Source organism: Actinomadura latina NBRC 106108, from assembly GCF_001552195.1.
GTDB lineage: Bacteria > Actinomycetota > Actinomycetes > Streptosporangiales > Streptosporangiaceae > Spirillospora > Spirillospora latina.
Genome location: NZ_BCQS01000009.1, coordinates 14,054 through 39,366, shown reverse-complemented (window position 1 = coordinate 39,366; position 25,313 = coordinate 14,054). Strand labels below are relative to the sequence as shown.

The 25,313-nt window shown below is 71.6% G+C and carries 24 protein-coding genes; 9 read left to right on the top strand and 15 right to left on the bottom strand.

What is annotated here, in order from left to right:
• Positions 1-12: 12 nt before the first annotated feature.
• Together AL2_RS15145 and AL2_RS15140 are read right to left on the bottom strand one after the other, a co-directional pair.
• The gene (locus AL2_RS15145) at positions 13-735 is read right to left on the bottom strand and encodes an LmeA family phospholipid-binding protein (RefSeq protein WP_067634311.1); all 723 of its coding nucleotides are present in this window, start codon (positions 733-735) and stop codon (positions 13-15) included.
• Positions 736-822: 87 nt separating this feature from the next.
• Positions 823-1,077: a MoaD/ThiS family protein gene (locus AL2_RS15140; RefSeq protein ID WP_067634310.1), complete on the bottom strand. Its 255-nt coding sequence runs from the start codon at positions 1,075-1,077 to the stop codon at positions 823-825.
• Positions 1,078-1,276: 199 nt separating this feature from the next.
• Between AL2_RS15140 and AL2_RS15135 the strand changes: the two genes are divergently transcribed.
• Positions 1,277-1,993, top strand: coding sequence for a winged helix-turn-helix transcriptional regulator (locus tag AL2_RS15135; RefSeq protein WP_067634308.1), 717 nt, complete (start codon positions 1,277-1,279; stop codon positions 1,991-1,993).
• Between the two features lie 28 nt (positions 1,994-2,021).
• Here the strand turns inward: AL2_RS15135 and pstB are convergent, their stop codons facing one another.
• The 5 genes from pstB to mshD all read right to left on the bottom strand — a co-directional run bounded on the left by pstB (position 2,022) and on the right by mshD (position 6,997).
• Positions 2,022-2,798, bottom strand: a complete 777-nt coding sequence (gene pstB, locus AL2_RS15130) for a phosphate ABC transporter ATP-binding protein PstB (RefSeq protein WP_067634306.1) — start codon at positions 2,796-2,798, stop codon at positions 2,022-2,024.
• Between the two features lie 19 nt (positions 2,799-2,817).
• A complete protein-coding gene (gene pstA, locus AL2_RS15125; protein WP_067634304.1) occupies positions 2,818-3,714 on the bottom strand; it encodes a phosphate ABC transporter permease PstA in 897 nt (298 codons plus the stop codon).
• Positions 3,711-4,688, bottom strand: coding sequence for a phosphate ABC transporter permease subunit PstC (gene pstC, locus AL2_RS15120; RefSeq protein ID WP_067634302.1), 978 nt, complete (start codon positions 4,686-4,688; stop codon positions 3,711-3,713). Before pstC ends, pstA begins: the two co-directional genes overlap by 4 nt.
• An 89-nt stretch (positions 4,689-4,777) precedes the next feature.
• Positions 4,778-5,881 (bottom strand): phosphate ABC transporter substrate-binding protein PstS, encoded by a 1,104-nt coding sequence (pstS, locus tag AL2_RS15115; RefSeq protein ID WP_067634300.1) that lies wholly within the window; start codon positions 5,879-5,881, stop codon positions 4,778-4,780.
• A gap of 252 nt (positions 5,882-6,133) precedes the next feature.
• Positions 6,134-6,997: a mycothiol synthase gene (mshD, locus tag AL2_RS15110; RefSeq protein WP_157438169.1), complete on the bottom strand. Its 864-nt coding sequence runs from the start codon at positions 6,995-6,997 to the stop codon at positions 6,134-6,136.
• A 119-nt stretch (positions 6,998-7,116) separates the two neighbouring features.
• Between mshD and AL2_RS15105 the strand changes: the two genes are divergently transcribed.
• Positions 7,117-8,802: a bifunctional metallophosphatase/5'-nucleotidase gene (locus tag AL2_RS15105; RefSeq protein WP_067634294.1), complete on the top strand. Its 1,686-nt coding sequence runs from the start codon at positions 7,117-7,119 to the stop codon at positions 8,800-8,802.
• Between the two features lie 51 nt (positions 8,803-8,853).
• Here the strand turns inward: AL2_RS15105 and AL2_RS15100 are convergent, their stop codons facing one another.
• From AL2_RS15100 to AL2_RS15080, 5 genes are all read right to left on the bottom strand, one after another.
• Positions 8,854-10,020 carry an inorganic phosphate transporter gene (locus tag AL2_RS15100; protein ID WP_083946532.1) on the bottom strand — a complete coding sequence of 389 codons (1,167 nt, stop codon included), beginning with the start codon at positions 10,018-10,020 and terminating at the stop codon, positions 8,854-8,856.
• Positions 10,017-10,634, bottom strand: a complete 618-nt coding sequence (locus AL2_RS15095; protein ID WP_067634292.1) for a DUF47 domain-containing protein — start codon at positions 10,632-10,634, stop codon at positions 10,017-10,019. Before AL2_RS15095 ends, AL2_RS15100 begins: the two co-directional genes overlap by 4 nt.
• Before the next feature lie 366 nt (positions 10,635-11,000).
• The gene (locus tag AL2_RS15090; protein WP_021597037.1) at positions 11,001-11,192 is read right to left on the bottom strand and encodes a hypothetical protein; all 192 of its coding nucleotides are present in this window, start codon (positions 11,190-11,192) and stop codon (positions 11,001-11,003) included.
• Positions 11,193-11,349: 157 nt separating this feature from the next.
• Positions 11,350-15,354: an EccA family type VII secretion system protein gene (locus tag AL2_RS15085; protein ID WP_157438168.1), complete on the bottom strand. Its 4,005-nt coding sequence runs from the start codon at positions 15,352-15,354 to the stop codon at positions 11,350-11,352.
• Between the two features lie 89 nt (positions 15,355-15,443).
• The gene (locus AL2_RS15080) at positions 15,444-15,977 is read right to left on the bottom strand and encodes a gamma carbonic anhydrase family protein (protein WP_067634289.1); all 534 of its coding nucleotides are present in this window, start codon (positions 15,975-15,977) and stop codon (positions 15,444-15,446) included.
• A 296-nt stretch (positions 15,978-16,273) separates the two neighbouring features.
• Between AL2_RS15080 and AL2_RS15075 the strand changes: the two genes are divergently transcribed.
• From AL2_RS15075 to AL2_RS15060, 4 genes are all read left to right on the top strand, one after another.
• Positions 16,274-17,278, top strand: coding sequence for a DivIVA domain-containing protein (locus AL2_RS15075; RefSeq protein ID WP_067634287.1), 1,005 nt, complete (start codon positions 16,274-16,276; stop codon positions 17,276-17,278).
• 87 nt (positions 17,279-17,365) lie between these two features.
• A complete protein-coding gene (gene def, locus AL2_RS15070; protein ID WP_067634285.1) occupies positions 17,366-17,896 on the top strand; it encodes a peptide deformylase in 531 nt (176 codons plus the stop codon).
• 94 nt (positions 17,897-17,990) lie between these two features.
• Positions 17,991-18,728, top strand: a complete 738-nt coding sequence (locus AL2_RS15065) for a response regulator transcription factor (protein ID WP_245666666.1) — start codon at positions 17,991-17,993, stop codon at positions 18,726-18,728.
• Positions 18,728-20,275: a sensor histidine kinase gene (locus tag AL2_RS15060; RefSeq protein ID WP_083946531.1), complete on the top strand. Its 1,548-nt coding sequence runs from the start codon at positions 18,728-18,730 to the stop codon at positions 20,273-20,275. Before AL2_RS15065 ends, AL2_RS15060 begins: the two co-directional genes overlap by 1 nt.
• A gap of 421 nt (positions 20,276-20,696) precedes the next feature.
• Here the strand turns inward: AL2_RS15060 and AL2_RS15055 are convergent, their stop codons facing one another.
• Positions 20,697-21,524 carry an oxygenase MpaB family protein gene (locus AL2_RS15055; protein ID WP_067634284.1) on the bottom strand — a complete coding sequence of 276 codons (828 nt, stop codon included), beginning with the start codon at positions 21,522-21,524 and terminating at the stop codon, positions 20,697-20,699.
• 88 nt (positions 21,525-21,612) lie between these two features.
• Here AL2_RS15055 and arfB point away from each other — a divergent pair, with 88 nt between their 5' ends.
• From arfB to AL2_RS15040, 3 genes are all read left to right on the top strand, one after another.
• A complete protein-coding gene (arfB, locus tag AL2_RS15050; RefSeq protein WP_067634282.1) occupies positions 21,613-22,038 on the top strand; it encodes an alternative ribosome rescue aminoacyl-tRNA hydrolase ArfB in 426 nt (141 codons plus the stop codon).
• 155 nt (positions 22,039-22,193) lie between these two features.
• Entirely contained in the window at positions 22,194-22,739 is a 546-nt protein-coding gene (locus AL2_RS15045) for a thioredoxin family protein (protein WP_083946530.1), read from the top strand.
• Entirely contained in the window at positions 22,736-23,206 is a 471-nt protein-coding gene (locus tag AL2_RS15040) for a hypothetical protein (RefSeq protein ID WP_067634280.1), read from the top strand. Before AL2_RS15045 ends, AL2_RS15040 begins: the two co-directional genes overlap by 4 nt.
• A gap of 94 nt (positions 23,207-23,300) precedes the next feature.
• Here the strand turns inward: AL2_RS15040 and AL2_RS15035 are convergent, their stop codons facing one another.
• Together AL2_RS15035 and AL2_RS15030 are read right to left on the bottom strand one after the other, a co-directional pair.
• Positions 23,301-24,377 carry a hypothetical protein gene (locus AL2_RS15035; protein WP_067634278.1) on the bottom strand — a complete coding sequence of 359 codons (1,077 nt, stop codon included), beginning with the start codon at positions 24,375-24,377 and terminating at the stop codon, positions 23,301-23,303.
• A gap of 171 nt (positions 24,378-24,548) precedes the next feature.
• Complete coding sequence (locus AL2_RS15030) at positions 24,549-25,313, bottom strand: crotonase/enoyl-CoA hydratase family protein (RefSeq protein ID WP_067634276.1); 765 nt, start codon at positions 25,311-25,313, stop codon at positions 24,549-24,551.

Sequence of the window (25,313 nt, the reverse complement as noted above, 5' to 3'; positions counted from 1 at the left end):
CGGTCAGCTGGTTCATCCCGGGTTGCGGGTATTTCCGGCCTGCTGGAGGTCGTTCAGGTGGACGTTCTGGGCCGTCGCCGCGACCCGCAGGCCGTCCGGCGTGGGCTGGATCTGGCTGATCCGCGACCCGACGGGCAGGTCGGCGACCGGGACGATCCAGGTCAGCTGCCGTTTCACCAGCGCGAGCGGGATCTGCGCGGCGCCGTTCGACCCCACCGACACGGGGGTGACGGCGATGCCCTTCGCGGTCGGCTTGAGCTCCACGACCGCGGTACCGGCGACGTTGAAGCCGAGGATGGTGCCGGTCATCTCCACCGCGAGGTCGTCCCCCTTCGGCTTGATCGACTTGACCTCCTTCGGCGCCTCCTTCTTGATCACGTCATAGGGGACGATCGCGGACGCGGTCGCCGTGCGCGCGGTGACGTTCGCGGCGCTGCCCTTGCTGACCTCCGACAGCGGCGCCTGCACGCCCCGCATGTCCACCTTGACGCCGGTGACGGTGACGCCCTGCTCCGTCCAGTCCCCGATGGCGACCTCGATGTGCTCGTACTCGCCGCCGGCCGCCTGCGTGAGGAACGGGATGCCGTGGATGGTGACGTCCGGCTGCTGCTGCAGGTCGTACTGCGCGGCCACCTGCTCGCCGATCTTGTCCTGCGCGACCCGGACACCGATCCGGTCCGCGGCGACCAGCACCACGGCCGCGAAGATCAACAGCACCAGCAGTACTTTCCGCATGTCTCTCCTTCAGGGCTGCGGCATGCGATCGCCACACCTTAATGCGCATTCCTCCCCTACCGGGTCACGCCACAGAATGACCTTCGGTCATCCGCCGGCGAACGGCGGCAGTACCTCGACCGCTCCGCCGTCCGGCAGCACGATCGACTCGTGCGGGCGGCTCCCGACCGGATCCCCGTCGACGAGGAACGAACTCCGCGCGACGACCCGCGCGAACTCCGCGCCCCGCGCCGAGGCCGCCGCTTCCAGCGCCTCCGCCAGCGTCACCGCGTCGTACGGCTCCTCGTGCGTCCCCGCCGCCGCCTTGGCCGCCGCCCAGTACCGCATCGTCCCCTTGGCCATGGCTCCAGTGTGGCGCAGACCGGTCCATGGTCGGCGCGGGCGACTCGGTTATGCTCTGGGGTGAGGGATCCGGGCGACGAGGCCATGGAGTTCATCCGTAAGGCCCTTCACGGTCACCTCGTCCTCGAGCCGCTGGCCATCGCCGCTGGGCTGGAGGATGAGCCGCCTGGGTCCTACGTCTTTTGACGGGAGACGGCACTTGAGCAGCCTGCTCTTGCTGACCAACGCGCTGGAGCCCTCCGACGAGGTCCTCCCCGCGCTCGGACTTCTGCTGCATTCGGTGCGCGTCGCCCCCGCCGAGGCGTCCGCGCTCATCGACGCGCCACCGGCCGACATCGTGCTGGTGGACGCCCGGCGCGACCTCGTCCAGGCCAAGAGCCTGTGCCGCCTGCTCCGCACCACCGGCCTGGACTGCCCCCTCCTCGCCATCGTGACCGAAGGCGGCCTCGCCGCGCTCAGCCCCGAATGGGGCCTGGACGACGTGCTCCTGCAGGCCGCCGGCCCCGCCGAGGTCGAGGCCCGCCTCCGCCTCGCCGTCGGGCGCGCCGCCGCCGGCGCCGGCGAGGACGACGTGCCCGGCGAGATTCGCAGCGGCGACCTCACCATCGACGAGGCCACCTACACCGCCCGCCTCCGCGGCCGCGTCCTCGACCTGACGTTCAAGGAGTTCGAGCTGCTGAAGTACCTGGCCCAGCACCCGGGCCGCGTCTTCACCCGCGCCCAGCTCCTCCAGGAGGTCTGGGGCTACGACTACTTCGGCGGCACCCGCACCGTCGACGTCCACGTCCGCCGCCTCCGCGCCAAGCTGGGCGCCGAGTACGAGTCGCTGATCGGGACCGTCCGCAACGTCGGCTACCGCTTCGTGCCCGACCACCGCCCCGGCGACGCGGAGGAGAAGACAGCCGCCCGCACGTGACCCTCCGGCCGGCGGCCGGGGGACGCCGTTAACCGAAGCGGCCGGTGATGTAGTCCTCGGTGGCCTTTTGTTCGGGGTTCGCGAAGATCTTGCTGGTGTCGTCGATCTCGATGAGCTTGCCGGGTTTGCCGGTGCCGGCGATGTTGAAGAAGGCGGTGCGGTCGCTGACGCGGGCGGCCTGCTGCATGTTGTGGGTGACGATCACGATCGTGTACTGGGTCTTCAGCTTGTCGATCAGGTCCTCGATCGCGAGGGTGGAGATGGGGTCGAGGGCGGAGCACGGCTCGTCCATCAGCAGGACCTGGGGCTGGACGGCGATGGCGCGCGCGATGCACAGGCGCTGCTGCTGGCCGCCGGAGAGGCCGGCGCCGGGCCTGCCGAGGCGGTCCTTGACCTCGTTCCACAGGTTGGCGCCGCGCAGCGACTCCTCGACGATCTCGTCCAGGCGGGACTTGCGGCGCACGCCGTTCAGCTTGAGGCCGGCGGCGACGTTGTCGTAGATCGACATGGTGGGGAACGGGTTGGGCCGCTGGAACACCATGCCGACGACGCGGCGCACCGCGACGGGGTCGACGGACGAGTCGTACAGGTCCTCGTCGTCCAGCATGACCTTGCCCTCGACGCGCGCGCCCGGGATGACCTCGTGCATCCGGTTCAGCGTGCGCAGGAACGTGGACTTGCCGCACCCCGACGGACCGATGAACGCCGTCACCGAGCGCGGCTCGATCGTCATCGAGATGTCCTCGATGGCGTGGACGCCGCCGTAGTAGGCGTGCAGCCCGGAGACGTCGATCCGCTTGGCCATGGGTTTTCCTTTCTGACGGTCAGCGGCTCGTGGGCGCGGTGCGCCGGGCGACGAGGCGGGCGACCAGGTTGAGCAGCATGATGATGCCGATCAGCACGAGCGCGCCGGTCCAGGCGCGGTCGATCGAGTGCTGGCTGGGGTCGGCGGCCTGCTCCCAGATGAAGGTGGGCAGGGACGCCTGCGGTCCGTTGAACGGGTCGTTGTTGATCGCCTTGGTGAAGAAGATCGTGAGCAGCAGCGGCGCGGTCTCGCCCATGACGCGGGCGACGGCGAGCATCACGCCGGTCACCATCCCGGTCATCGCGGTCGGCAGGACGACGAAGCAGACCGTCCGCCAGCGGGGCACGCCGAGCGCGAAGGACGCCTCCCGCAGGTCGTTCGGGACGAGCTTCAGCATCTCCTCCGCGGACCGGACCACGGTCGGGATCATCAGGATCGTCAGGGACAGCGCCCCGGCGAAGCCGGAGAAGTCGAACCCGAACGTGAGCAGCCACAGCGCCAGCACGAACAGGCCCGCGACGATGGACGGGATGCCCGTCATCACGTCCACGGTGAAGCTGACGACCTTGCCGAGGCGCCCGTTGCCGGCGTACTCGACCAGGTAGATCGCGGTGAGGATGGAGAGCGGCACGGCGATCGCGGTGGTGATCGCGACCTGCTCCAGGGTGCCGATGATGGCGTGGTAGGCGCCGCCGCCGGCGTCGCTGCCGCTGACCGCGTTCATCGAGAACTGGAAGAACGTCAGGTCGAACCGCTTGGCGCCGTTGACGGCGACCGTCCACAGCACCGACACGAGCGGGATGAGCGCGAGCGCGAACGCCAGATAGACCAGCCCCTGGACGAGCCGGTCCTTGATCTTGCGGGCGGGCGACACCGAGGTCAGGCTCCCGCCCTCGCCCGTCGTGAGGGTGGTCACGCGAACTCCTTCCGGCGTGCGACGACCGCGCGGGCGGCCATGTTGACGACCAGGGTGATCACGAACAGCACGAGCCCGGAGGCGATGAGCGCGCCGCGCCCGGTGACGGACGCCTCGGCGAAGCTGTTGGCGATGTTCGCGGCGAACGTCGCGCCGCCGTTCTCCAGGATGTGCCAGTTGATGCCGGGCACGAACGTCAGCACCATCGCGACGGCGATCGTCTCGCCCATCGCGCGGCCGAGGCCGAGCATCGAGGCGCCGATCATGCCGGACCGCCCGTACGGCAGCACCGCCAGCCGGATCATCTCCCAGCGGGTCGCGCCGATCGCCAGCGCCGCCTCCACGTTGGCGCGCGGGACCTGCAGGAACACCTCCCGGGAGATGGACGAGATGATCGGCAGGATCATGATCGCCAGCACCACCGAGGCGGTGAAGATCGAGTTCTTGCCGGGGCTGTCGCCGCCGAACAGCGGGATCCAGCCGAGCGCCGCGTTGAGCGCCGCGCTGATCCCCTCCATGTGCTGGGACAGGAACGCGAGGCCCCACAGCCCGTAGACGATGCTGGGGACGGCGGCGAGCAGGTCCACGACGTAGCCGAGCCCGGACGCCAGCCGCCGCGGCGAGTAGAACGAGATGAACAGCGCGATCCCGATCGCGATCGGCGTGGCGATGAGCATCGCGAGCAGCGACGAGAGCACCGTGCCGAACGCCAGCTGCGCAATGCCGAACTCCGGCGGCGTCGCGTTCGGGTTCCACTCCTCGGTGGTGAGGAAGTTCGCCCGGTTGTCCTGGAGCGCGGGGATCGCCTTCCAGACGAGGAAGGCGGCGATCGCGGCGACGATCGCCAGCACCGTGATGCCGGAGCCCCGGGCCGCGCCGGCGAAGACGCGGTCGCCGGCCCGTCCGGTGCCCATCGGCCCGAGGGCGCCCCGCCGGGCGGCGGCGCGCGCCGCGACACCGGTCTCGGTGGTCATGGGGGAACCTCCTTCGATCACGGCGGAACCCGCGCCGGCCCCGCCGCCGAGGTCATCGGCGGCGGGGCTGCGGGAGCCGTCGTCCGGTGTCAGGACAGGGCCTTCACGGATGCCTGGACCTTCGTGAGCACGCTCTGCGGCAGCGGCGCGTAACCCTGCTCGGTGAGGATCTTCTGGCCGTCCGCGCTGGAGGTGTAGGTGAGGAAGGACTTGACGAACCCGGCCTGCTCGGCCGGCAGCCCCTTCTCGCAGGCGATCTCGTAGGTGACCAGGACGATCGGGTAGGCGCCCGGCTCCTTGGTCGCGTAGTCGATCTTCAGCGCGACGTCGTTGCCGGTGCCGACGACCTTCGCCCCCGCGACGGCCTTGGACGCGGTCTCCGGCGAGAGCCGGGTGTACTCGCCGGCGCCGTTCTTCACCTGCGCGGTCTGGAGCTTGTTGTTGGTCGCGTACGACATCTCCACGTAGGAGACCGCGCCCTCGGTGCTCTTCACCTGGCTGGTGACGCCGTCGGACTTGGCGGCGCCCTGGCCGGTGGAGTTCGGCCACTTCTTGGCCTTCTCCCACGTCCAGATGTCCGGAGCGACCGTGTGCAGGTAGTTCGTGAAGTTGTCGGTCGTGCCGGACTCGTCCGAGCGGTAGACCGGCTTGATCGCGGAGGCGGGGAGCTTGGCGCCCTCGTTCTCCTTGGCGATCGCCGGATCGTTCCACTTCGTGATCTTGCCTGAGAAGATCTTGGCGATGTTCTCCGGCGCCAGCTTCAGCCCGTCCACGCCCGGCACGTTGTAGACGACCGCGACCGGGCCGACGACCATCGGCAGGTTCAGCGCGTTGCCCCCCTGGCAGCGCTTCTGCGCGGCGGGAACCTCCTCGGGCTTGAGCGCCGAGTCCGAGCCGGCGAACGACACCTGCCCGCCGGTGAACGCCTGGATGCCGGCGCCGGAGCCGCTCGGGTTGTAGTTCAGGTTGGCGCCCGCGCACTTGCTCGCGTAGACCTTCGTCCACTCCTCGATCGCGTTCTTCTGCGCGCTGGACCCGGCCGCGTTGACGCTGCCCTTCGCGCAGTCGATGTCACCGGACGGGGCGTTGCCCGTGGTGGCCGTCGTGTTGTTGTCGCTCCCGCAGGCGGACAGGGCCAGCACGCCCGCGACGACCACGCCGCCCAGGGCGGCAAGTCGGGAACCGTTCTTCACCGGAGGGTCTCCTCTTAGTTTCGTGGGGCGGATCCCCGTCCCGGCCTCGGCCGGGCGGCGGTTTCGCCGTCGAGTCCGACGCTAAGTAGGCGAGGTGACCAGCCGCCCCGCTCCAGGTGAACGGCAGATGAACGGAGACGTGCACGGTCACGAAGAATGCCCCGATTTGCCGTGGACGCCGGGTTAACAGCGCAGCTCACGCATGGAAAAACCCGGTCGGGATTTGCCCCACCGGGTTTGAGCGCCGGCGCCTCAGGCGTACATGACGTCGACGGCGTAGCGGGTGAAGCCCAGCGACTCGTACAGGCGGACGGCCGCGACGTTGGACTCGTCCACGTAGAGCATGATCTGCTCCATGCCGGTGTCACGCAGGTGATGCAGGCCCTTCAGCGTGAGGGTGCGTCCCAGCCCGAGACCCTGCGCATCGGGGTCGACGCCCACGACGTACACCTCACCGATCTTCCCCGGGTGGACCTTCGTCCAGTGGAAGCCGGCGAGCCGCCCGTCACGCTCGGCGAGGAAGAAGCCCGCCGGGTCGAACCAGTCCTCGGCCTCGCGCTCGCGGACGTCGTCCATCGTCCAAGCGCCCTGCTCGGGGTGGCCGGCGAACGCGCGGGCGTTGACGTCCAGCCACGCCTGCTCGTCCCGTCCGGGCTCGAAGGTCCGCACCGTCACCCCGCCGGCGGCACTCGTCTCCGGCAGCGGCTCGGACGCCGGGCGCCGCAGCTGGAACAGCGCGCGGACCCGCGCCATCCCCTCCGCGGCCGCCAGCGCGGCGGCGGCCGGAAGATCGCCGTGCGCCCACACCCGCAGCGGGGCGGCCTCGTCCCGCAGCGCCCGCAGCAGCGTGCGCCCGTGCCCCCTGCGCCGATGCTCCGGATGCACGACCAGCTCCCCGGCCGCGGGCTCGTCCCCGCTCGCCGGGTCGACGTGCGCGTAGGCCACGATCGTCCCGGCGGCGGAGATCGCCGGCCCGGACCGCCCGCCGCGCAGGGCCAGCAGGGCGTGCTCGGACAGCGGCCCCACCCCGTCGGCCCGCGCGGCCGCCTCGGCCAGCGCCAGCGCCTCCGCGACCTCGGTCTCCCCCAGCGTCCCGCGCGCCCGCAGCTCACTCACGTTCGCCACCCTATGCGGACGGCCGGAAGCGAAGATCACCTGGGATCCTGATCAATTCGTCACAAAAACGTCACCGCACCGCCGGGATCCGTATGCCGGGCGAACCTAGCGTCCACAGAATGACTCGACGACGCACCATCCTGGCCTGCGCCGCGGCGGGGCTGACGGTCGTGGGCCTGTCGGCGCAACCCGCCGCCGCGCGCCCCGCACCGACCGCGTCCGTGCGCCTGCTCGCGCTGAACGACTTCCACGGCAACCTGGAACCGCCGACCGGGAGCTCGGGCAGGGCCATCGACGAGAACGGCGACACCGTCCTCGCGGGCGGCGCCGCCTACATCGCGACCCACCTCAAGCAGTTGCGGAACCGCGACACCCTCACCGTCGCGCAGGGCGACCTGATCGGCGCCTCGCCGCTGCTCTCGGCCGCCTACCACGACGAGCCGTCCGTCCAGTTCATGGGCGACATCGGCGTGACGGCGTCGGCGGTCGGCAACCACGAGTTCGACGAGGGCTACCAGGAGCTGCTGCGCATCCAGAACGGCGGCTGCCACCCGGTCGACGGCTGCTCACCCGAGGGACGCTGGCGCGGCGCGAAGTTCGACTACCTCGCCGCGAACGTGCTGAAGCAGCGCGGCCACCGGGATCGTCCGATCCTGAAGCCGTGGACGATCCGGCGCATCAACGGCGTCCGCGTCGGGTTCATCGGCGTCGTCACCAAGACCACCCCGAGCATCGTCACCGCCGAGGGCATCAAGGGCCTGAAGTTCGACGACGAGGTCGCCGCCGCGAACCGGGCCGCCCGCGAGCTGAAGCGCCGGCACGTCCGCGCGATGGTGCTGCTGGTCCACGAGGGCGACCAGGTCGTGCCCGGCACCCGTCCCGACCAGTGCGGCATCGTCCCCGGCGCCGGCTCCCGCATCGCGCAGGAGGCCGACCCCGAGATCGACATGGTCCTGTCGGGCCACACGCACCAGCAGTACATCTGCTCGGTGAAGGACCCGGACGGCAACCCCCGCCTGTTCTCGTCCGGCTCGTCGTTCGGCCGCGTGATCACCCAGGTCGACCTCAAGGTGAACCGGCGCACGGGCGACATCATCCGCTCGACCGTCAAGGCCGACAACCACGTCGTGACCCGTGACGTCCCGCCGGACCCTGCGACGGAGAAGTTCGTCCAGACCTGGAAGGACCGCGTCTCCGGCATCGCCGACAAGCCCATCGGCAAGATCACCGCCGACCTGACCCGCACCCCGTCTCCCGCGGGCGAGACCGCGCTCGGCGACGTCATCGCCGACGCCCAGCTCGCCGGCACGCAGGACCTCGGCGCGCAGATCGCGCTGATGAACCCCGGCGGCGTCCGCACCGACCTCACCTACGCGGCGAGCGGTTCCGAGGGCGACGGCGTCGTCACCTACGGCGAGGCGTTCGCCGTCCAGCCGTTCAGCAACGTCATGGGCGTGACGTCCCTGACCGGCGCGCAGCTCGACGCCCTCCTCGAACAGCAGTGGACGTCCGCGGGCGAGAAGATCCTGCAGCCCTCGGCGAACCTGAACTTCACCATCGACCGCTCCAAGCCCGCCGGCGACCGCGTCTCCGCGATCACGATCAACGGCGCCTCGGTCGACCCGGCCACCGCCTACAAGGTCGCGGCGAACAACTTCCTCCTCGGCGGCGGGGACGGCTTCACCGTCTTCACCGAGGGCACGGGCCAGGTCCTCGGCGCCATCGACCTGGACACCTTCGTCGCCTACTTCAACGCCCAGGGCACCATCGCCCCGCCACCCCTCGACCGCATCTCCGGCCAGTAGGAACCAGAACGGCCCGCCGCCCCGGACGGGACGGCGGGCCGTGCCGTTCGGTCACGCGCCGAAGAAGTGGACGACGTAGTAGACCACCGCGGCCACGGCCCCGGCGGCGGGCATGGTGAGGACCCAGGCCACGAGGATGTTGCCCGCCACGCCCCAGCGGACCGCGGACAGGCGCTTGGTGGCGCCCGAGCCCATGATCGCCGAGGTGATCGTGTGGGTGGTGGAGATTGGAGCGTGCCAGATGAACGCGGTGGTGTAGAGGACGAGGGAGGCGGTCGCCTCGGCGGCGAAGCCCTTCGGCGGGTCGACCTCGATGACCTTCCGGCCGAGCGTCCGCATGATCCGCCAGCCGCCCGCGTACGTCCCCGCGGACAGCGCGCCCGCGCACGAGACGATGACCCACCACGGCACCGTGCTGCCGTCCGCGTGCCCGGTGGTGACGAGCGCGAGGACGATGATGCCCATCGTCTTCTGGGCGTCCTGCAGGCCGTGCCCGAGCGCGAGGGACGCGGCGGACATCGTCTGCGCGATGCGGAACCGGCGGCCGACCCGGGACGGGTTGGCGTGCCGGAAGATCCACAGGATCGCCACCATCGCCATGTAGGCGAGGCAGAAGCCGACGACCGGCGACACCACCATCGGGATCGCGACCTTGTCGACCACGGTCGACCAGTTCACCGCCGACAGCGACGCCAGCCCGGCGCCGACCACGCCGCCGATGAGGGCGTGCGAGGACGACGACGGCAGCCCGAAGTACCAGGTGATCAGGTTCCAGGTGATCGCGCCGAGCACGCCGGCGGCGACCACGGTGAGCCCGTGCAGGCCGGACGGCGGGCTGATGACCTCGCTGACGGTCTTGGCGACCCCCACCCCGAGCAGCGCGCCGATCATGTTCATGGCCGCGGCCATGCCCAGCGCGACGCGCGGTGTCAGCGCGCGGGTCGACACGGCGGTGGCGATCGCGTTGGCCGCGTCGTGGAAGCCGTTGGTGTAGTCGAAGACCAGGGCCACGACCACCACGAGGATGAGGACGGCCATCTGCGCGTCGGACCGGAGCCCGAGCGCGCCGCCCACCATGACCAGCAGGATCCCGGCCAGCAGCAGCAGCCAGGCCCGTCCGGAGACCCGGCGCGTGGCCTGCTCTCCAAGGGAGGCGGCATCGTCCTCCGCGGACGGTTCCCGGGTGATGGTCACGCCGGGATCCTTGGCAGCGCTCATGATTCCTTGACCGAGATGGTCTCGACCGTGTTCGCGACGTGCTCGAAGGCGTCCGCCGCGTCCTCCAGCCGGTCGATGACCTGCTTCAGCTTCAGCACGGTCAGCGTGTCGTACTCGCCGCTGAACAGGTGCGCCAGCAGCTTGCGGTAGATCTGGTCGCCCTGGTTCTCGAGCCGGTTGATCTCGATCCAGTACTCGTTGAGCTCCTTCATCGAGCGCAGCCTGGGCATGGCCTCGGCGGTCAGCTCAGCGGCGCGCTCCAGCACCTCCACCATGTGGACGATGCCCTTGGGGAACTCGTCGATCTTGTAGAGGACGACGAGGTCCGCCGCCTCCTCCATCTCGTCCATGACGTCGTCTATGGTCGACGCCAGCCGGTAGATGTCCTCGCGATCGAAGGGCGTGATGAACGTTTCGTTCAACCGGCGCATGATCGCGTGGGTGCATTCGTCGCCTGCGTGTTCGCAGGCGCGCATCTTCTCCGCGATCGCCGCCCGGTCGGCGCCGTCGCTGATGAGTTCCACGAGCAACCTGGCGCCGGTGACCAGGTTGTTCGCCGAGTCGGCGAACATGTCGTAGAAGCTGTCCTCACGCGGCGTGAGACGCAAGCGCACGTCGTTCTCCTGATGTGCCGGAACAGTCCGCAGAGGATCGTAGGCGCTACCCGCCGTAAAAAGAACCTTTGCCCCAGCTTCGACTGGTGTCACCCATCCTCTCACCTACAAGATTGCCCGAGATCACCAGGTACATACCCCCCGCGGGCGGCCCTATCTGGAGGAACGCCCGCCAGTTCGGGCCTGCGCGGCGGCCACCTCCGGCCGCACCGGCGCGCCGCAGTGACATTGCTTACATCGCCCAAGGTGACACCCCGGACGGGCGGGGCCGAGTGGGGCCGGGGCGGACGGGGGCGGGGCGGGGCTGAAATGACGAACCGGGGACGCCCCGAATCGGCGTCCCCGGAACCTGCGAGCCCTGCGGAACTAGTCCTGCGGCGTCAGCTCGCGACGACCGGCTTCGTCGGACCGTACCCCGAGCACCATGTCGATCTCCGCGACGGTCAGCGGCCGCTCCGCCGCCGCCACCGCACTGAGCATCTCGGCATAGAGTTCGATCTCGTCCAGCGCAACACGGTCGTGGACGCGCAGATCGAGATTCTGGCGCACCGCGTCCACCTCCGTTCGTTCCCCCACACCCAAGTCGAGGCTACGCTTCGGGCCCCGACGGGCGCATGACCCAAGAGGGCCATTCGCGGACCACCTTGCCCACTGGTCTTCCCGGGTGATGCCCATCTGATGCCACCGACCCGCCCGGACGGGACGCGCAGGACGGTCAGCCCCCCGCCCGGAAGTCGCCGAGCAGCTGCTCCAGGGGCGTTTCGGGCAGGTCGCGGGCGGTCAGCCGGGCCACGGTCGCGGCGTTGACGTCGGCGCCCGCCAGCCGGGCAGCCTGCCGCGCGACCGTCTGCTCGAACAGCGCCCGGACGGTCCGGGCGTAGGCGAACCGGGGGTCCTCGCGCATCGTCGCCAGCCGGGACAGCAGCTCGACGCGCAGCTCCTCGTCCAGCATGTAGAGATCGCGCTCGGCATAGCTCTGGAAGAGGTGCACCATGTCGCGGTCGCCCATCCCGGTGAACTCCAGGATCCGGCCGAACTCGGCGCGGAACGCGGGGTTGCCCGCGAGGAAGCCCTCCATCTCCGCCGCCGGGCTCGAACAGACGACGATGAACCGGCCCTGGCTCATGCGGCGCAGCAGCTCGTCGACCACGGCGGGCGTCCGGTCGAGCCGATACGCCTCCTGGATGAGCAGCACCCCGCCGAGCGCCTGGTCGACCATGCCGCCGACGCGGTTGCGGGTGTCGGTCTGGTCGCGTCCCGCCAGGTGGACGGGGCGGCACGCCACCACGTGCCCGGACCGCAGCAGCCCCAGCGCCGCGTAGATGCCGCCCAGGAGCCCCGCCACGGTCGTCTTGCCGGTGCCGGGCGGACCGGTGAAGACCAGATGCCGGGCGTCCTCGCCGGACACCCCGTACCGAGCCCGGTCGGCGGCCAGCGCCGCCTCGTCGGCCAGTTCCCGGACGGCCGTCTTGACGTCCTCCAGCCCGGTGAGCTGGTCGAGCTGCCGCAGGTAGCCGCCGATGTCGCCGGGCGGGCGCAGCGCCGGCTCGATGCCCTCGGCGACGCCCGCCAGGTCGTCCGGGGTGAGGACGAGCCGGTCGTGGGACGCCCCGGCGCGCTCCATGTTCCGCTGGGCCGCCTGGTCGAGGTACGCCTCGACCAGGCGCGCGTTGACCAGGTCGCCGGGGCCGCGGAGACGCTCCAGGTCGGCTCGGACGGTCTCCAGCGCGGACGCGCCGATCGTGACGCGCCGCTCGTCCGCGAGCAGGTGCAGCAGCGTCATCCGGTTGTCGAGGTCGCTGAAGTCGGGCAGCCGGTGGACGCGGAACGCCTGCACGAGCTTCGGATGCTGCTGCAGGAGGCGCCGGTACGCGCGCGGCTCGCACGTCGCGATCATCGGCGTCGTGTTCACCGGGTCGCGGCGGGCGCGGCGCACCGCCCCGACGACGGCGCCGGGATCGGCCGCGTCGTTGATCGCGACGTCCAGCCGCTCGAACAGGATCACCGGCCCCGGCTGGGCGAGGAGCAGCCCGATCCGCTCCGGCGGCGCGTTCCGGACGTCCTCGGCGTCGTGCGCGCGGATCGACCCGTCGCCGAGCCCGGCGTTCGCCAGCGTCAGCGCGATCATCCGGGACAGCCGGCGCTGCCCCGAGTGCGGGTCGCCGACCAGCAGCACGCCCGGCAGGCCCGACTTGATCGCGCTGGGCGCGCCGTCCACCCGCGTCTGCTCGATCTCGTCGCCGGCCGGTGCGTTCCACTCCTCGGCCTGCGCGCGGACGTCGCCGAGCAGGACGGACGCGTCGTGCTCCCCGTAGAGGAACCCGAACCCGAACCGCTCCAGGACGCGGCGGGTGCTGCGGTCGCTGGGCGGCGGGATCTCGGCGACGGGACGCTCCGGGGACGGCGTGTCGTCCAGGAAGTCGAAGTCGCCGACCATCGTCTTGGACATGACCTTCGTTCCCGGGCCGCCTCCCGCGACGGGCGGCGGCGGCGCGGCCGGCTCGTCCTCGAGGTCCCCCGGGCCGAGGACGCGCGTGCCGGGCGGCGAGTTCGGAGGCGCGGGCGGGCCGGGCCGCGGCGATCCCCGGCCCCCTTCGACGCGGGTCGCGTACGCGTCGAACGCGGTCGGCTGCGGCTCCCCCGCGGCAGGGCTCTGCGGCGGCGCCACGGGCTTCGGCGGCGCGGCCTGCTGCGGAGCGGCCTGCTGCGGGGAGGCGACCTGCTGAGGCGGGGCGACCTGCTGAGGCGGGGCGACCTGCTGAGGCGGGGCGACCTGCTGAGGTGGGGCGGCCTGCTGCGGGGAGGCGGGCTGCTGGGGCGGGGCGGCGCCGGCCGGCTGGTAGCCGAGCTGCGTGTACGGCGGCACGAAGTTCTCGTCCCGCTTCTCCTCCTCCGGCGGGGAGAAGCCGCCGGCCTGCGGCTCCGGCTCGGGCGGAGGCGGCGCCGGGCTCTGCATGGGCGCGGGCCGGGCGGCGGGCGCGCCACGCTGGAAACCGAGCTCGGTGTACGGCGGCGCGGCGCCCGCCTCGTCCTCCTCGCCCGAAGACCCGCTGATGATCGGGTCCGGCGAGGCGAACGCGGCCTGCTGACCGGGCCCCGGCAGCTGGTTGCCCGCCGGGACGGCGGCCGGGCCGGGCGCGTTCTCCCACCCCGGCTGCGCGGGCGGCTGGACGAACGGGCGGTCGGGCTCCGACGGCGTCCCCTGCGGGTGCGGCGGCGTGCCCGGGGCGAGGCCGGGCTGGCTCTGCAGCCCGAACGGCGCCGGCTGCGCGGGCGCGGGGTTCGGCGGCGGCGTCGGCAGCTGGGACGCGGCGGTGGCGCGGGCCCGGTTGCGGCCGATGATCCCGGCGATGATCGCGGTCGGGACGGGGAAGCCGCGCGGGCGCGCGGGCATCCCGCCGAGCCGGCACCAGGCCAGGTCCACCTCGTACATCGCGGCCAGCAGCGACTCGGCGCCCGGACCGGACCCGGCCGCCGACCGCAGCGGCTCGGGAAGTCGCATGTCCTCCGGCCACAGGCGGCGCAGCGGATGCCCCTTCTGCTCCGCCACCGCCTGCACCGTGTAGCGGATCTCAGGATCCAGCCAAGGGACGATGGTGCCCACCATGTCCTTGCGGACGACGTTCAGATCGGCGGCGACCAGCGCGGCGGCCACCAGCCGGGGCTCCAGGTAGGCAGGTTCCGCCGGGTCGCCCGACAGCTCCGCAATCAGCTCGCTGAGCGTGTAGAAGGCATGCCTGAAGTTGTCCCCTGGCGAGCTCTCGTTCCGCAGCGAGGGAACCAGGTTCGGCGGGCACCGCGTAAGCCACTGCTGGACGATCGCCTGGTCCCCGTACGGCAGCGCCCCGTAGTCGACCGTCGGGTTGGCGAGCGTGGTTCCGAGGATGGCGAGCAGCGCGTCCGCCCGAACCTGGAACCGGACGTCCTCGCGGAGCACGCTGGCGATGGCCCACATCGTCCGCAGGATGACGACCGCCGCGTCCACGCGGCTCGCGCGCAGGCGCTCGGCGTAGAGCGCGACGAGCGATTCGAGGGTGGGCGGGGTGAGCCAGCGCGGGCCGTCCACGTCCGGCAGGGGCTTGGCGCGGTACGGCTTCCAGAGATCGAGCATCTGCGCGTCGAGCCGCGCGTCGAACGCGGGCGCGGCCGAGCACCACAGCATCACGCCCCACGCGGCGGCGACGGTGGACGGCGTCCCGTTCGTGAAGTCCGGCCACGGGTGCGGGTAGTCGGGCGCCGGCAGCGCCGCCGCGGACTCCAGGGTCGACCGGACGCGCGACGTCAGCTCCGTCGCGAACCCGTGTCCGACGAACGGCAGCCCAGACGGCGGGTCGTAGGCGAAGTCGGGCCCGGCCGGGACGACGTGCGGCGGCAGGTTCGGCACCTGCCCGGCGCCCTGCTGCGCGGGCCGCGCCGCCATCCGGACGGCGGGCGTGCGGGGCGGCGGGCACAGGTACCACTGGCCGTCGGACGGGTGCAGCCGGTACCAGCGGGCCCACGCGCCGAACAGCCACCACGTCCCGTCGGGCAGCACGAGCATGCGGCCGCCGATGGCGTGGTGGCGCTGCTGCGGGGGCGCGGTCGGCCACCACGCGGCGGCCACCATCGCCCGCGTGTCGCGCTCCGCCTCCGCGAACGGATCCGCGAACGGCCCCTGTCCCCGCTGCGGGCCGGCCGGCGGAGCACTGCCATAGCCTGGTCCCCACACCACGATGGTCATCGTAGTCAGCAGAAATCGGCCGGGCTGTCCCTGACCGGCACAGAAGCCGCGTCACCCCAGGTCAGCGGGGGGCTAAACCGGCCTTGACGCTACTCCCACGCGGCGGCCCGGTGCCGCTTCGCCTTCTCCATGTAGATCGTCGGCGTGTGCTCCAGGACGAGCCGGTCGCCGTCGTTCAGCTCCCGGACGATCTTGCCCGGCGTGCCGGCGACGAGCACCCCGGACGGGATCTTCTTGCCGGGCGGCACCAGCGCGCCGGCGGCGATCAGCGTCCCGGCCCCGATGCGGGCGCCGTTCAGCACGATCGCGCCGATGCCGATGAGCGCGCCGGTCTCGACGTGCGCGCCGTGCACCATCGCCTTGTGGCCGAGGCTGACGCGGTCCTCCAGGATCGCGGGCATGCCCGGGTCGCAGTGCAGGCAGCTGAGGTCCTGGATGTTGCACTCGGCGCCGACGACGATCTCCTCGTCCTCGCCGCGCAGCACCGAGCCGTACCAGACGCTGGACGCGCGGCCCAGCGTCACCCGCCCGACGACGACCGCGCCGGGCGCGACCCACGCCTCCGGGTCGATCTCCGGCCGGTCCTCGCCCAGCGCTCCGACGTAGCTCACGGGGTTGCTCATGGCGCCGATGCTAGGACGCGTCCGGCGCCGTCCCGCAGGGCGCCCCCGCCCGGCGGGGCCGGTTCCGGCCCCCGGCACGGCCCCGTCCGGGAAGCGGACTTTGCCGGGATTAGATAGTTTGTCGAGCTCATCCATATGAAGAAACGGCAGCAAGAAGCGCGTTCCGGTTGCGCGAATGGGGTGGACCGGACGAGAGTCGTCCTGACGTTTCCATGTGGGCCCGCCCAGGCGGGTGGCTGTTATCGCAACCGACCCTGACGGGGTGATGACCCCCGCCAACGACCCCCCAAGGCACCATGAGCAACGAAGCCGAGATCCTGCCGAACCTCCTCCAAGACGAGTCCTTCGAGATCGTGATGCGCGGCTACAACCGCCGCCAGGTCGACGACTACATCGCCCGCGCCCACCAGAAGCACCGCGAACTGGAGGCGCGGCTCGCCCGCGCCCAGGACGACGGCGAACGCCTCCGCCGCGAGATGGCCGAGCTCAGGGAGGCGCGCAAGCCCACCGGCGACGACCTGAGCGACCGGCTCCGGCAGATCATCAACCTCGCCGAGGACGAGGCCCAGGACAAGGTCGCCGAGGCCGAGGCCAAGGGCGCCGAGATCCGCGAGGACGCCGCGCAGGAGTCCAAGCGGATCATCGACGACGCCCGCGCGCACGCCGACAAGAACCTCTCCCAGGCGCAGGAGAAGGCCGACCAGGTGCTCGCCTCCGCCAAGAAGGAGTCGGACAGCGTCCTCTCGTCGGCCAAGCAGGAGGCGGAGCAGACGGTGACGAGCGCGCGGCTGGAGGCCGAGCGCACCCTCACCGCGTCCGAGCGCCGCGCCAGCGTGATCAACGAGGGCGCGACGCAGCGGCTCACCGCGCTCACCAAGAACCACACGCAGGCGCTGCAGCGCCTCACCGAGATCAGTGACACGCTGCACCGGCTGCTCAGCGCCGAGAACGAGGCGGGCCCGCTGGAGAAGATGGTCGAGGACGCCGTCCGGCAGAGCGCCCCGCGCAAGCAGGCCCCGCCGGCGCAGCCCGCGCCGCAGGCCGCAGCGCCCGCCGTCAAGCCGATGCAGGCCACGGCCCCCAAGCCCGCCCAGGCGGCGCCCGCGCCCAAGCCGGCCCCTGCCGCCGCGCCGCCGGCCGCACCGGCGATGAAGAAGCCCGAGCCCACGTCCGCCGACACCCCGGTGCCGCCGGCGCCGCCCGCACCGCCGCAGCCCAAGCCCGTCCGCCCGGCCGAGGACGCCGGCCCGTCCCAGCACCCGGTCCCGCCGCAGCAGCCCCGCGGCCCGATCGAGCTGTAGCGGGGGCCCGGCCCTCGGCACGTCCGGCGGTGCGCCCGGCCCCTCGCGGGCGGGGCGCACCGCCGGACGCTCTATAGGATCTTCCGGGTGAGGAAGCGGAGACACGCGCGGGGCGGGAACGTCCGCCCGGTCAGGCTGCTCGGGGATCCGGTGCTGCGGACCGGATGCGACCCGGTCCGGGCGTTCGACGCCTCCCTTGAGCGCCTCGTCGACGACATGTTCGTCACCATGTACGAGGAGGACGGCGCCGGGCTGGCCGCGAACCAGATCGGGGTCGGCCTGCGGCTGTTCGTGTACGACTGCGAGGACGACAAGGGGCGCCGGCACATCGGCCACGTGGTCAACCCGGCGCTGGTCGCGGCCGACGGCGAGCAGCTCGTCGAGTCGGAGGGCTGCCTGTCCCTCCCGGGCCTGCGGTTCGACACGCCTCGCCACGCGCACGCCGTCGTCGAGGGCGTGGACGTGAAGGGGAGGCCCGTCCGCGTCGAGGGCACCGGGTACTTCGCCCGCTGCCTGCAGCACGAGTGCGGTCACCTGGAGGGCGGCGTCTACATCGACGTCCTGTCCGGGGACGCGCGCCGCGAGGCAATGAGGGCCATCCGCGCACTCCAGGAGTGACCGGGCCCGCACTCGACCGTTCCTCTGCGGACGTTCAGCGGACGTCCAGGTTCGGCTGGAATCCTCTGCGATGATGTGGAGGGGGACTGGGCACGTGACTGAACGGACCGCGAACGGCGGAGGCAAGTCGGCGACGGCGGAGGCGACCCTGCTCGTCGTCGAGGACGAGCCCAACATCCTGGAGCTGCTCGCCGGCAGCCTGCGCTTCACCGGCTTCGACGTGGTCACCGCGACCAACGGCGCGGACGCGGTGCAGTCGGCGCGCCGGCACCGTCCCGACCTGATCGTCCTGGACGTGATGCTGCCCGACATCGACGGGTTCGACGTCGCGCGGCGGCTGCGCTCCGGCGGCGACCACACCCCCGTCCTGTTCCTGACGGCGCGCGACGCCGTGCAGGACCGGATCAAGGGGCTGACGATCGGCGGCGACGACTACGTCACCAAGCCGTTCAGCCTGGAGGAGGTCATCGCCCGCATCCGCGCCGTGCTGCGCCGGTTCCGCGGCGGCCTGTCCGACCCCCCGCCCCGCATGGTGTTCGCGGACGTCGAACTGGACGAGGACAGCCACGAGGTGTGGCGCGGCGGCACGTCCATCCAGCTGTCGCCGACCGAGTTCAAGCTGCTGCGCTACTTCATGGCCAACGCGGGCCGCGTCGTGTCCAAGGCGCAGATCCTCGACCACGTGTGGAACTACGACTTCCGCGGCGACGCGGGCATCGTCGAGTCGTACGTGTCCGCGCTGCGCCGCAAGGTGGACAACGCCGAGCCGCGCCTCATCCACACGCTGCGCGGTGTGGGGTACGTCCTGCGCGAGCCGTCGAGACCGGGCTGATGACCGCTCGCGTCCCCGCGTCCGCGACGGACGGCCCGGGAGCGCCGGAACGGGAGGGCGTCCCGGCCGGCGCGCCGGCCCGGACGCCGCGCCGCGGCCTCGCACGGCTGTGGGGGCGGACGCCGCTGCGCGTCAAGCTGATCGCCGGGATGCTCGTCCTCGTGACGCTGGGGATGACGGTGATGAGCGCGGCGGGCGCGTCGGTGCTGCGCCAGTACCTGGTGGGGCGGGCCGACGACCAGCTGCGCGGCTCGGTCGGGCGGGCGGTCGAGCAGGTCGTCCCGCAGCTGCGGCGCGGCGACAAGAACATCGAGGTCCGGATCCCGAGCGAGATGTACGGGCAGGTCATCACCGACGACGGGCGGGCCGTCGGGCAGAACCCGGCGTGGAGCGAAACCGGCCACCCGCGGCTCCCCGCCGATCTGGACCGGCACATCGACCGCCCGTTCACCGTGCGCGGGACCGGCGGCTCGCAGTGGCGGATCCTGGCCGAGCACCTCCCGGGCGGCGTGATCGTCCTCGCGTTCAGCCTGGACGAGGTGGACCGCACCGTCCAGCGGCTCGTCGTGATCGACGCGATCGTGGGCCTGCTGGTGCTCGCCGTCCTGGTGGTGCTGGGCGTGTGGGTCGTGCGGGCGAGCCTGCGCCCGCTCGCCGCCGTGGAGGAGACCGCGGGCGCGATCGCGGCCGGGGACCTGTCCCGCCGCGTCCCGCAGGCGGATCCGCGGACCGAGATGGGGCGGCTCGGCGGGTCGCTGAACACGATGCTGGGGCAGATCGAGGCGGCGTTCGTCGCGCGCGCCGAGTCGGAGGCGGCGGCGCGGCGCTCGGAGGAGACGGCGCTGCGGTCGGAGGAGCGGATGCGCCGGTTCGTCGCGGACGCCAGCCACGAGCTGCGCACCCCGCTGACCGCGATCCGCGGGTTCGCCGAGTTCTACCGGCAGGGCGCGGCGCGCAGCCCCGCGGAGCTGGACCGGCTGATCGGCCGGATCGAGGAGACCGCGTCCCGGATGGGGCTGCTCGTCGAGGACCTGCTGCTGCTCGCCCGGCTGGACCGGCAGCGGCCGATCGAGCGGCGACCGGTGGATCTGCTCGCCGTCGCCGCCGACTCTGTCCAGGAGGCCAGAGTTCTCGCACTCGACCGCAGGATAGACCTGTCAGTCGAAGGCGGGCTGGCCTACCAGGTGCGGGGGGACGAGCCGCGGCTCCGCCAGGTGATCGGGAACCTGCTGACCAACGCGATCGCGCACACCCCGGAGGGCACGCCGGCCGAGGTCCGGCTCACGCCGGGCACGCTGCGCGGAGTCCCGGCGGCCGTCATCACGGTCGCGGACGAAGGGCCCGGCCTCCCGCCCGAGCAGGCCGAACGGGTCTTCGAGCGGTTCTACCGCGCGGACGAGGCCCGCTCCCGCGACTACGGCGGCGCCGGTCTCGGCCTCGCCATCGTCGCCGCGCTCGTCGCCGCCCACGACGGCGTCGTGGAGGCCGACTCCACCCCCGGCGAGGGCGCCGCGTTCCGGGTCGTCCTGCCCCTCGACGACGACTAGAAGAGATGCGCCGAGAGAGACGCGGGCCACATTCAGGCAGCGTTCAGGTGGGTGCTGTTAGGTGGCCGCACAGGGCGCGCCCCGGACTCGACGGAGTACGGGAGTCCGCGCCCTGGCCAGCTTCACTCCGGGCCGGTTCACTCCGGGTCGCCCGGACACCGCGGCTGGGGACGAGACGCCACACGTCCCCCCAGCTGCGGTTTTTTCATACCAAAGCGGCTTTCAGCACACTTTCAGCTTCAATCCAGGCGGCCTGCAGCCCCGGGACGCACTCTTGACCCGGATCGCCGTCCGGCCAGGCTCTGGGGGGAGCGGGCGGACGGGCGGCGGACCGGTCAGAAGGTCCTCCCGGCCGGGCCGGGCACGGGAGGACCGGCAAGGGAGAACGGCCGCGTGCCCTGCCTGTGGGTCACGCGGCCGTTCAGCTCCGCACCCTGATCGCCGGCTGCTTGCGCTTCAGCTTCGACAGCATCTTGCGGGTGGCGAGCAGGTAGGCGTCCCGCGGCAGCGTCCGGACCCGCACCGGCAGCCGCGGGTACACCGTGGCCAGCACCGCCACGAGCAGCCGGAACCGCGCCTCCCGCGCCCTGCTCCACTTCCACCCGTACTGCACGCGGATCGGCTCCGGCATCAGCCCCGCCGTGAGCAGCCGGATCATCATCAGCCCCGGCGCGTTCAGCGGCCCGCCCGGCAGCTTCGGGTGCAGCACCTGCTCCGCGACCGCCCGCGACGCGTCGCTGATCTTCAAGCTGCTGAGCATGCCCGCGTAGTACTCGCGGAAGTCCCGGTAGGTCGCCGGCATCCGCTCCTCGGGGCAGCCCAGGATCGTCGCGTAGACCTTGGTCTGCCGGTAGAACTCCTCAAGCTCGGCCTCGCTGAACGTCCGGCGGAAGAGCAGCTGGTAGAACTGCGTCGCCACCGCGAACAGCGTGGACGCGACCCACACCTGCAACTCGGGGTCGTTGGCCTCGTAGCCGGGCCCGGTGATGGACTCGTGCCCCTTGGTGACGAGCGCGCTGAGGGTCTCGGCCTCCTCCCGCGTCCCGAACTGCACGACGTAGAGCCATCCCATCGTGTTCCGCAGCCGCCGCGCCGGATCGTCCGCCGTGTAGCTGTGGTCGTACACGCCCTGCGCCACCTTGGGATGCGCCGTCTGCAGCAGCGAGGCCGCCCCGCCCGCCGCGATGAGCGCGCCCTCCTGCGCGATCAGGCGGATGAGATCGCCGTCCTTGAAGATTCCCTCAGTCATGACCAGCAGTGTAAGTAAGTACTTGCAGTCGCCGCTACCCGGGGTAATTCAGGCGACGAGATCATCTGTCTGCTGCGACAATGGGGACATGCCCGCCGAGATCCACGTCCGCGGCTCGGTCTCCATCCCGGAGTCCGAGCTCGGCTGGCGCTTCTCCCGTTCCTCGGGTCCGGGCGGCCAGCACGTCAACACCAGCGCCACCGCCGCCGAACTCTCCTTCGACGTCGCGAACTCGCCGTCCCTCCCCGAGCACCTGCGCGCCCGCGCCCTCGACCGCCTGGCCGGACGCCTCGTCCGCGGCGTCCTCACGATCCGCGCCGAGGAGTACCGCTCCCAGCAGCGCAACCGCGACGCCGCCCGCACCCGCCTCGCGACCCTCCTCGCCGAGGCGACGGCCCCACCCCCGAAGAAGCGCATTCCGAAAAAGGTCCCGCGCGGCATCAACGAGCGCCGCCTGGAGAACAAGAAGCGCCGCTCCGCGGTCAAACGCCAGCGCTCCTCCCGCTGGGACTGACGCGGGCGGTCAGTCGTGACGCCGGGCGGTCAGCGGGATCGCGCACGGTGGCCAAGCGTTGAGGAAGTGTTCCGCTTTTCGCCCGAATCGGGTTCTGGCCGGGTTCTGGAGTCGGTATTCTTGGGCGGTTCCTTAACTGTGGGAGTTCGTCCTCGATGCACATCAAGCCATTCCTTGTGCTCACCTGCGGGCTATTCGTCGTCGCGGCCTGCGGTGATGGCGGTTCCGCCACGTCCGAGGCCCCGGCCACCGCCGCGGCGAAAGAGGCGTCCGCGGCTCCTTCGCCCGAGCGTTCCGCGAGCAGCGAGCCGCTGCCGGACGGTTATGACCCGGCCCGGAACCCGAAGGCCGACATCGCCGAGGCGCTCACGAGGGCGAAACTCGACAAGCGTCCGGTGCTGCTCGACTTCGGCGCGGACTGGTGCCCGGACTGCGTCGTCCTGGGGCGCACTTTCCGGACGAGAACGGTGCGTCCGGTCATCGCTCGCTACCACGTGGTCTCGATTGACGTGGGGCAGTTCGATCGCAATCTGTCGGTGGCACGCAAATACGGGCTGAACCTGCAGACGAGCGGGATCCCCGCGCTGGTCGTCGTGTCCAGTGGCGGGAAGGTGAAGACCAGGACGAATGACGGTTCGTTCGCCAATGCGCGCTCGATGAAGCCGGCGCAGGTGGCCGCCTTCCTGAAGCGCTGGCAATGAGGTGGGCGGCACTGGGCGCGGGTCTTCTGCTGCTGGCCTGCGGGTGCGGCCGGCAGGAGGCTCCGCCGGCGTCGGCCGGCTTCACCGAGAGTGGCGTCGAGGTTTCCGTCACCGTGTCGGGCTCCGAGGTCAAGGCGGTGTTCCGGCCGACACGGCCCGGATTCCACGTCTACAGCGTTGACATGCCGGACGGCGGCGTCGACGGCCTGGGCATTCCGACCAGAGTGGCCGTGCGCGGAGGATTGACCGCCTCGGGACGCGTCACCGCCGACAAGCCCGTGCGAATGCTCGACCTGCCCTCACTCGGGGTGAGGCTGCCGGTCTACCCGGACGGTCCGGTCGCGCTTTCCCTGCCTGTCGAGAGGTCGGGACGCTCGGGGGAGGTCGTGGTCTCCTATGGTGCGTGCAGCAGCGGGACGTGCCTTGCCCCGGTCATCGATCGCGCCGTCCGGGTCAGGCTCGCCTAGGGTTTCGCGCGGCGCCGCATCTCGTCGTCCGGGACGCCAACGCGAACGCCCGTCCCGCCGGGGTGGCGGGACGGGCGTTCGCAGGGGGTCCAGGTCAGCTGAAGTACTCGATGAACGGGACGTTCTTGGAGGGCTGGGAAGCCGTTCCGGTGCTCACGATGGCGGTCGTGCCGGGACGGGCGTCGGCGTCGGACGCCTGGACGGTGCCGGTGCGTGCCGGGCCGTTCAGGGTCGTCCAGGACGAGCCGTTGTAGTGCATGTACTGGCTCTTCGTGCCGGTCGTGATCGGGAGCATGACCACGCCGCCCTTGCCGTCCGCCGACAGGCCGATGCCGGCCGCGTTCAGCGGGGTGTTGATCGTCGTCCAGGTCTTGCCGTCGTAGCGCTGGATCGCGTTGGTGATCTGGGCGTTCTGCCGGACGCGCAGCACGTAGACGTTCGTCGGCGAGTTCGCGACGATGCGGTGCAGGGTGCCCTGGTAGCCGGGGACGCCCAGGGAGCCGGGGACGTCGATCTTCTTCCAGGACGTGCCGTCGAAGTGCATCACCAGGCCGGTGACGGACGTGCCGGTGGCGGAGGTCGTGCCCGCCAGCCACACGTCGCTCTTGGAGCGGACGTCGACCGCGGTGATGGACGAGGACGCCGGCAGCGGGACCTTGGGGTCGACCCAGGCGCTGCCCGTCCAGCGGAGGATGGCGGACGGGCCGCCGGCGGCGGCGTCGATGCCGGCGACGGAGTAGGCGGTGCCGTCGGAGGCGGCGGACACGGCGCTCGGGAAGCCCACCATCGGGTAGGCGACCTGGCTCCACTTGGTGCCGTTCCAGTAGAGGCCGAGGGTGCCGCCGAGGTTGTAGCCGATGATCCATGCCTTGGACGCGCTGGCGACGGCGACGTCGGTCGGGGTGAAGCCGACCGGGCTCGCGTCGGCGGCCCACGCGGAACCGGTCCAGCGGACGATCTTCGCCTGCGGGCTGAAGAAGGAGCCGGCGGCGCCGACCGCCCAGCCGGCGTTCTTCGCGCCGAAGTCGACCCGGTCGAGGCTGCCGTTGTAGTTCAGCGCCCCGCTGGAGATGTTCTTCCAGCCGGCGGCGTTCGCCGGAGCGGCCACCACGACCGTCCCGGCGCCACAGGCCAGGACGGTGGCGACCACCAGCGCCGCGTTGCGTCTCATATGCTCCCACTCCCAAGATCACACCAAGCGTGGGCAAAAGAGTACGGCATTACTTACTGCACGGTAAGGGGAACCCCCCACCCGGCCGGATCAGGACGCACCAGTCACATCAGTCACAGACGTCAAGACGCCCGAAACCACGCGGTTCCGGGCGTCTCACAACGGGACGGGCTACTCGCCCTTCCAGTTCGGCTTGCGCTTCTCGGCGAACGCCGCCGGGCCCTCCTGGGCGTCCTTGGACGTGAAGACCGGCAGGGTGATCTCCTGCTGCTTCTTCCACGCCTCCTCGGTCGACCAGTCGGCGGACTCGACGATGACCCTCTTCGTCGCCGCGAGCGCCAGCGGCGCGTTCTCGGCGACTTTGAGGGCCAGCTCCTTGGCCGCGGCGAGCGCGCCGCCCGGCTCGGCGAGCCGGTTGACGAACCCGAGCTCGGCCATCCGCTCCGCCGGGTACTTGTCGCCGGTCAGGGCGATCTCCATGGCGATGTGGTACGGGATGCGCTGCGGCAGCCGCAGCAGCCCGCCGCCCGCCGCGACCAGGCCGCGCTTCGGCTCGGGCAGCCCGAACTGGGCGTCCCGCGCCGCGACGATCATGTCGCAGGACAGCGCCACCTCGCAGCCGCCGGCCAGGGCGTAGCCCTCGATCGCGGCGATCATCGGCTTGGCCGGGGGACGCTCGGTCAGGCCGGCGAACCCGCGTCCCTCGACGACGGGGTTGTCGCCGGTCAGGAAGCCCTTGAGGTCCATGCCCGCGCAGAACGTCCCGCCGGCGCCGGTGAGGATGCCGATGGAGAGGTCCTTGCGGGACTCGAGTTCCTCAGCGGCCGCCGCGATGCCCCGCGCCACCTCGCCGTTGACCGCGTTGCGGGCCTCCGGGCGGTTGATGGTGATGACGAGGACGGCGCCGTCTTCCTCGGTTAGAACAGCGTCGGTCAT

Coding starts and splice junctions, on each gene's coding strand:
- AL2_RS15145 (WP_067634311.1), bottom strand. CDS start 735: ATGCGGAAAGTACTGCTGGTGCTGTTGATCTTCGCGGCCGTGGTGCTG.
- AL2_RS15140 (WP_067634310.1), bottom strand. CDS start 1,077: ATGGCCAAGGGGACGATGCGGTACTGGGCGGCGGCCAAGGCGGCGGCG.
- pstB (WP_067634306.1), bottom strand. CDS start 2,798: ATGGCCAAGCGGATCGACGTCTCCGGGCTGCACGCCTACTACGGCGGC.
- pstC (WP_067634302.1), bottom strand. CDS start 4,688: ATGACCACCGAGACCGGTGTCGCGGCGCGCGCCGCCGCCCGGCGGGGC.
- AL2_RS15105 (WP_067634294.1), top strand. CDS start 7,117: ATGACTCGACGACGCACCATCCTGGCCTGCGCCGCGGCGGGGCTGACG.
- AL2_RS15100 (WP_083946532.1), bottom strand. CDS start 10,020: ATGAGCGCTGCCAAGGATCCCGGCGTGACCATCACCCGGGAACCGTCC.
- AL2_RS15085 (WP_157438168.1), bottom strand. CDS start 15,354: ATGACCATCGTGGTGTGGGGACCAGGCTATGGCAGTGCTCCGCCGGCC.
- AL2_RS15080 (WP_067634289.1), bottom strand. CDS start 15,977: ATGAGCAACCCCGTGAGCTACGTCGGAGCGCTGGGCGAGGACCGGCCG.
- AL2_RS15075 (WP_067634287.1), top strand. CDS start 16,274: ATGAGCAACGAAGCCGAGATCCTGCCGAACCTCCTCCAAGACGAGTCC.
- AL2_RS15060 (WP_083946531.1), top strand. CDS start 18,728: ATGACCGCTCGCGTCCCCGCGTCCGCGACGGACGGCCCGGGAGCGCCG.
- AL2_RS15055 (WP_067634284.1), bottom strand. CDS start 21,524: ATGACTGAGGGAATCTTCAAGGACGGCGATCTCATCCGCCTGATCGCG.
- arfB (WP_067634282.1), top strand. CDS start 21,613: ATGCCCGCCGAGATCCACGTCCGCGGCTCGGTCTCCATCCCGGAGTCC.
- AL2_RS15045 (WP_083946530.1), top strand. CDS start 22,194: ATGCACATCAAGCCATTCCTTGTGCTCACCTGCGGGCTATTCGTCGTC.
- AL2_RS15040 (WP_067634280.1), top strand. CDS start 22,736: ATGAGGTGGGCGGCACTGGGCGCGGGTCTTCTGCTGCTGGCCTGCGGG.
- AL2_RS15035 (WP_067634278.1), bottom strand. CDS start 24,377: ATGAGACGCAACGCGGCGCTGGTGGTCGCCACCGTCCTGGCCTGTGGC.
- AL2_RS15030 (WP_067634276.1), bottom strand. CDS start 25,313: ATGACCGACGCTGTTCTAACCGAGGAAGACGGCGCCGTCCTCGTCATC.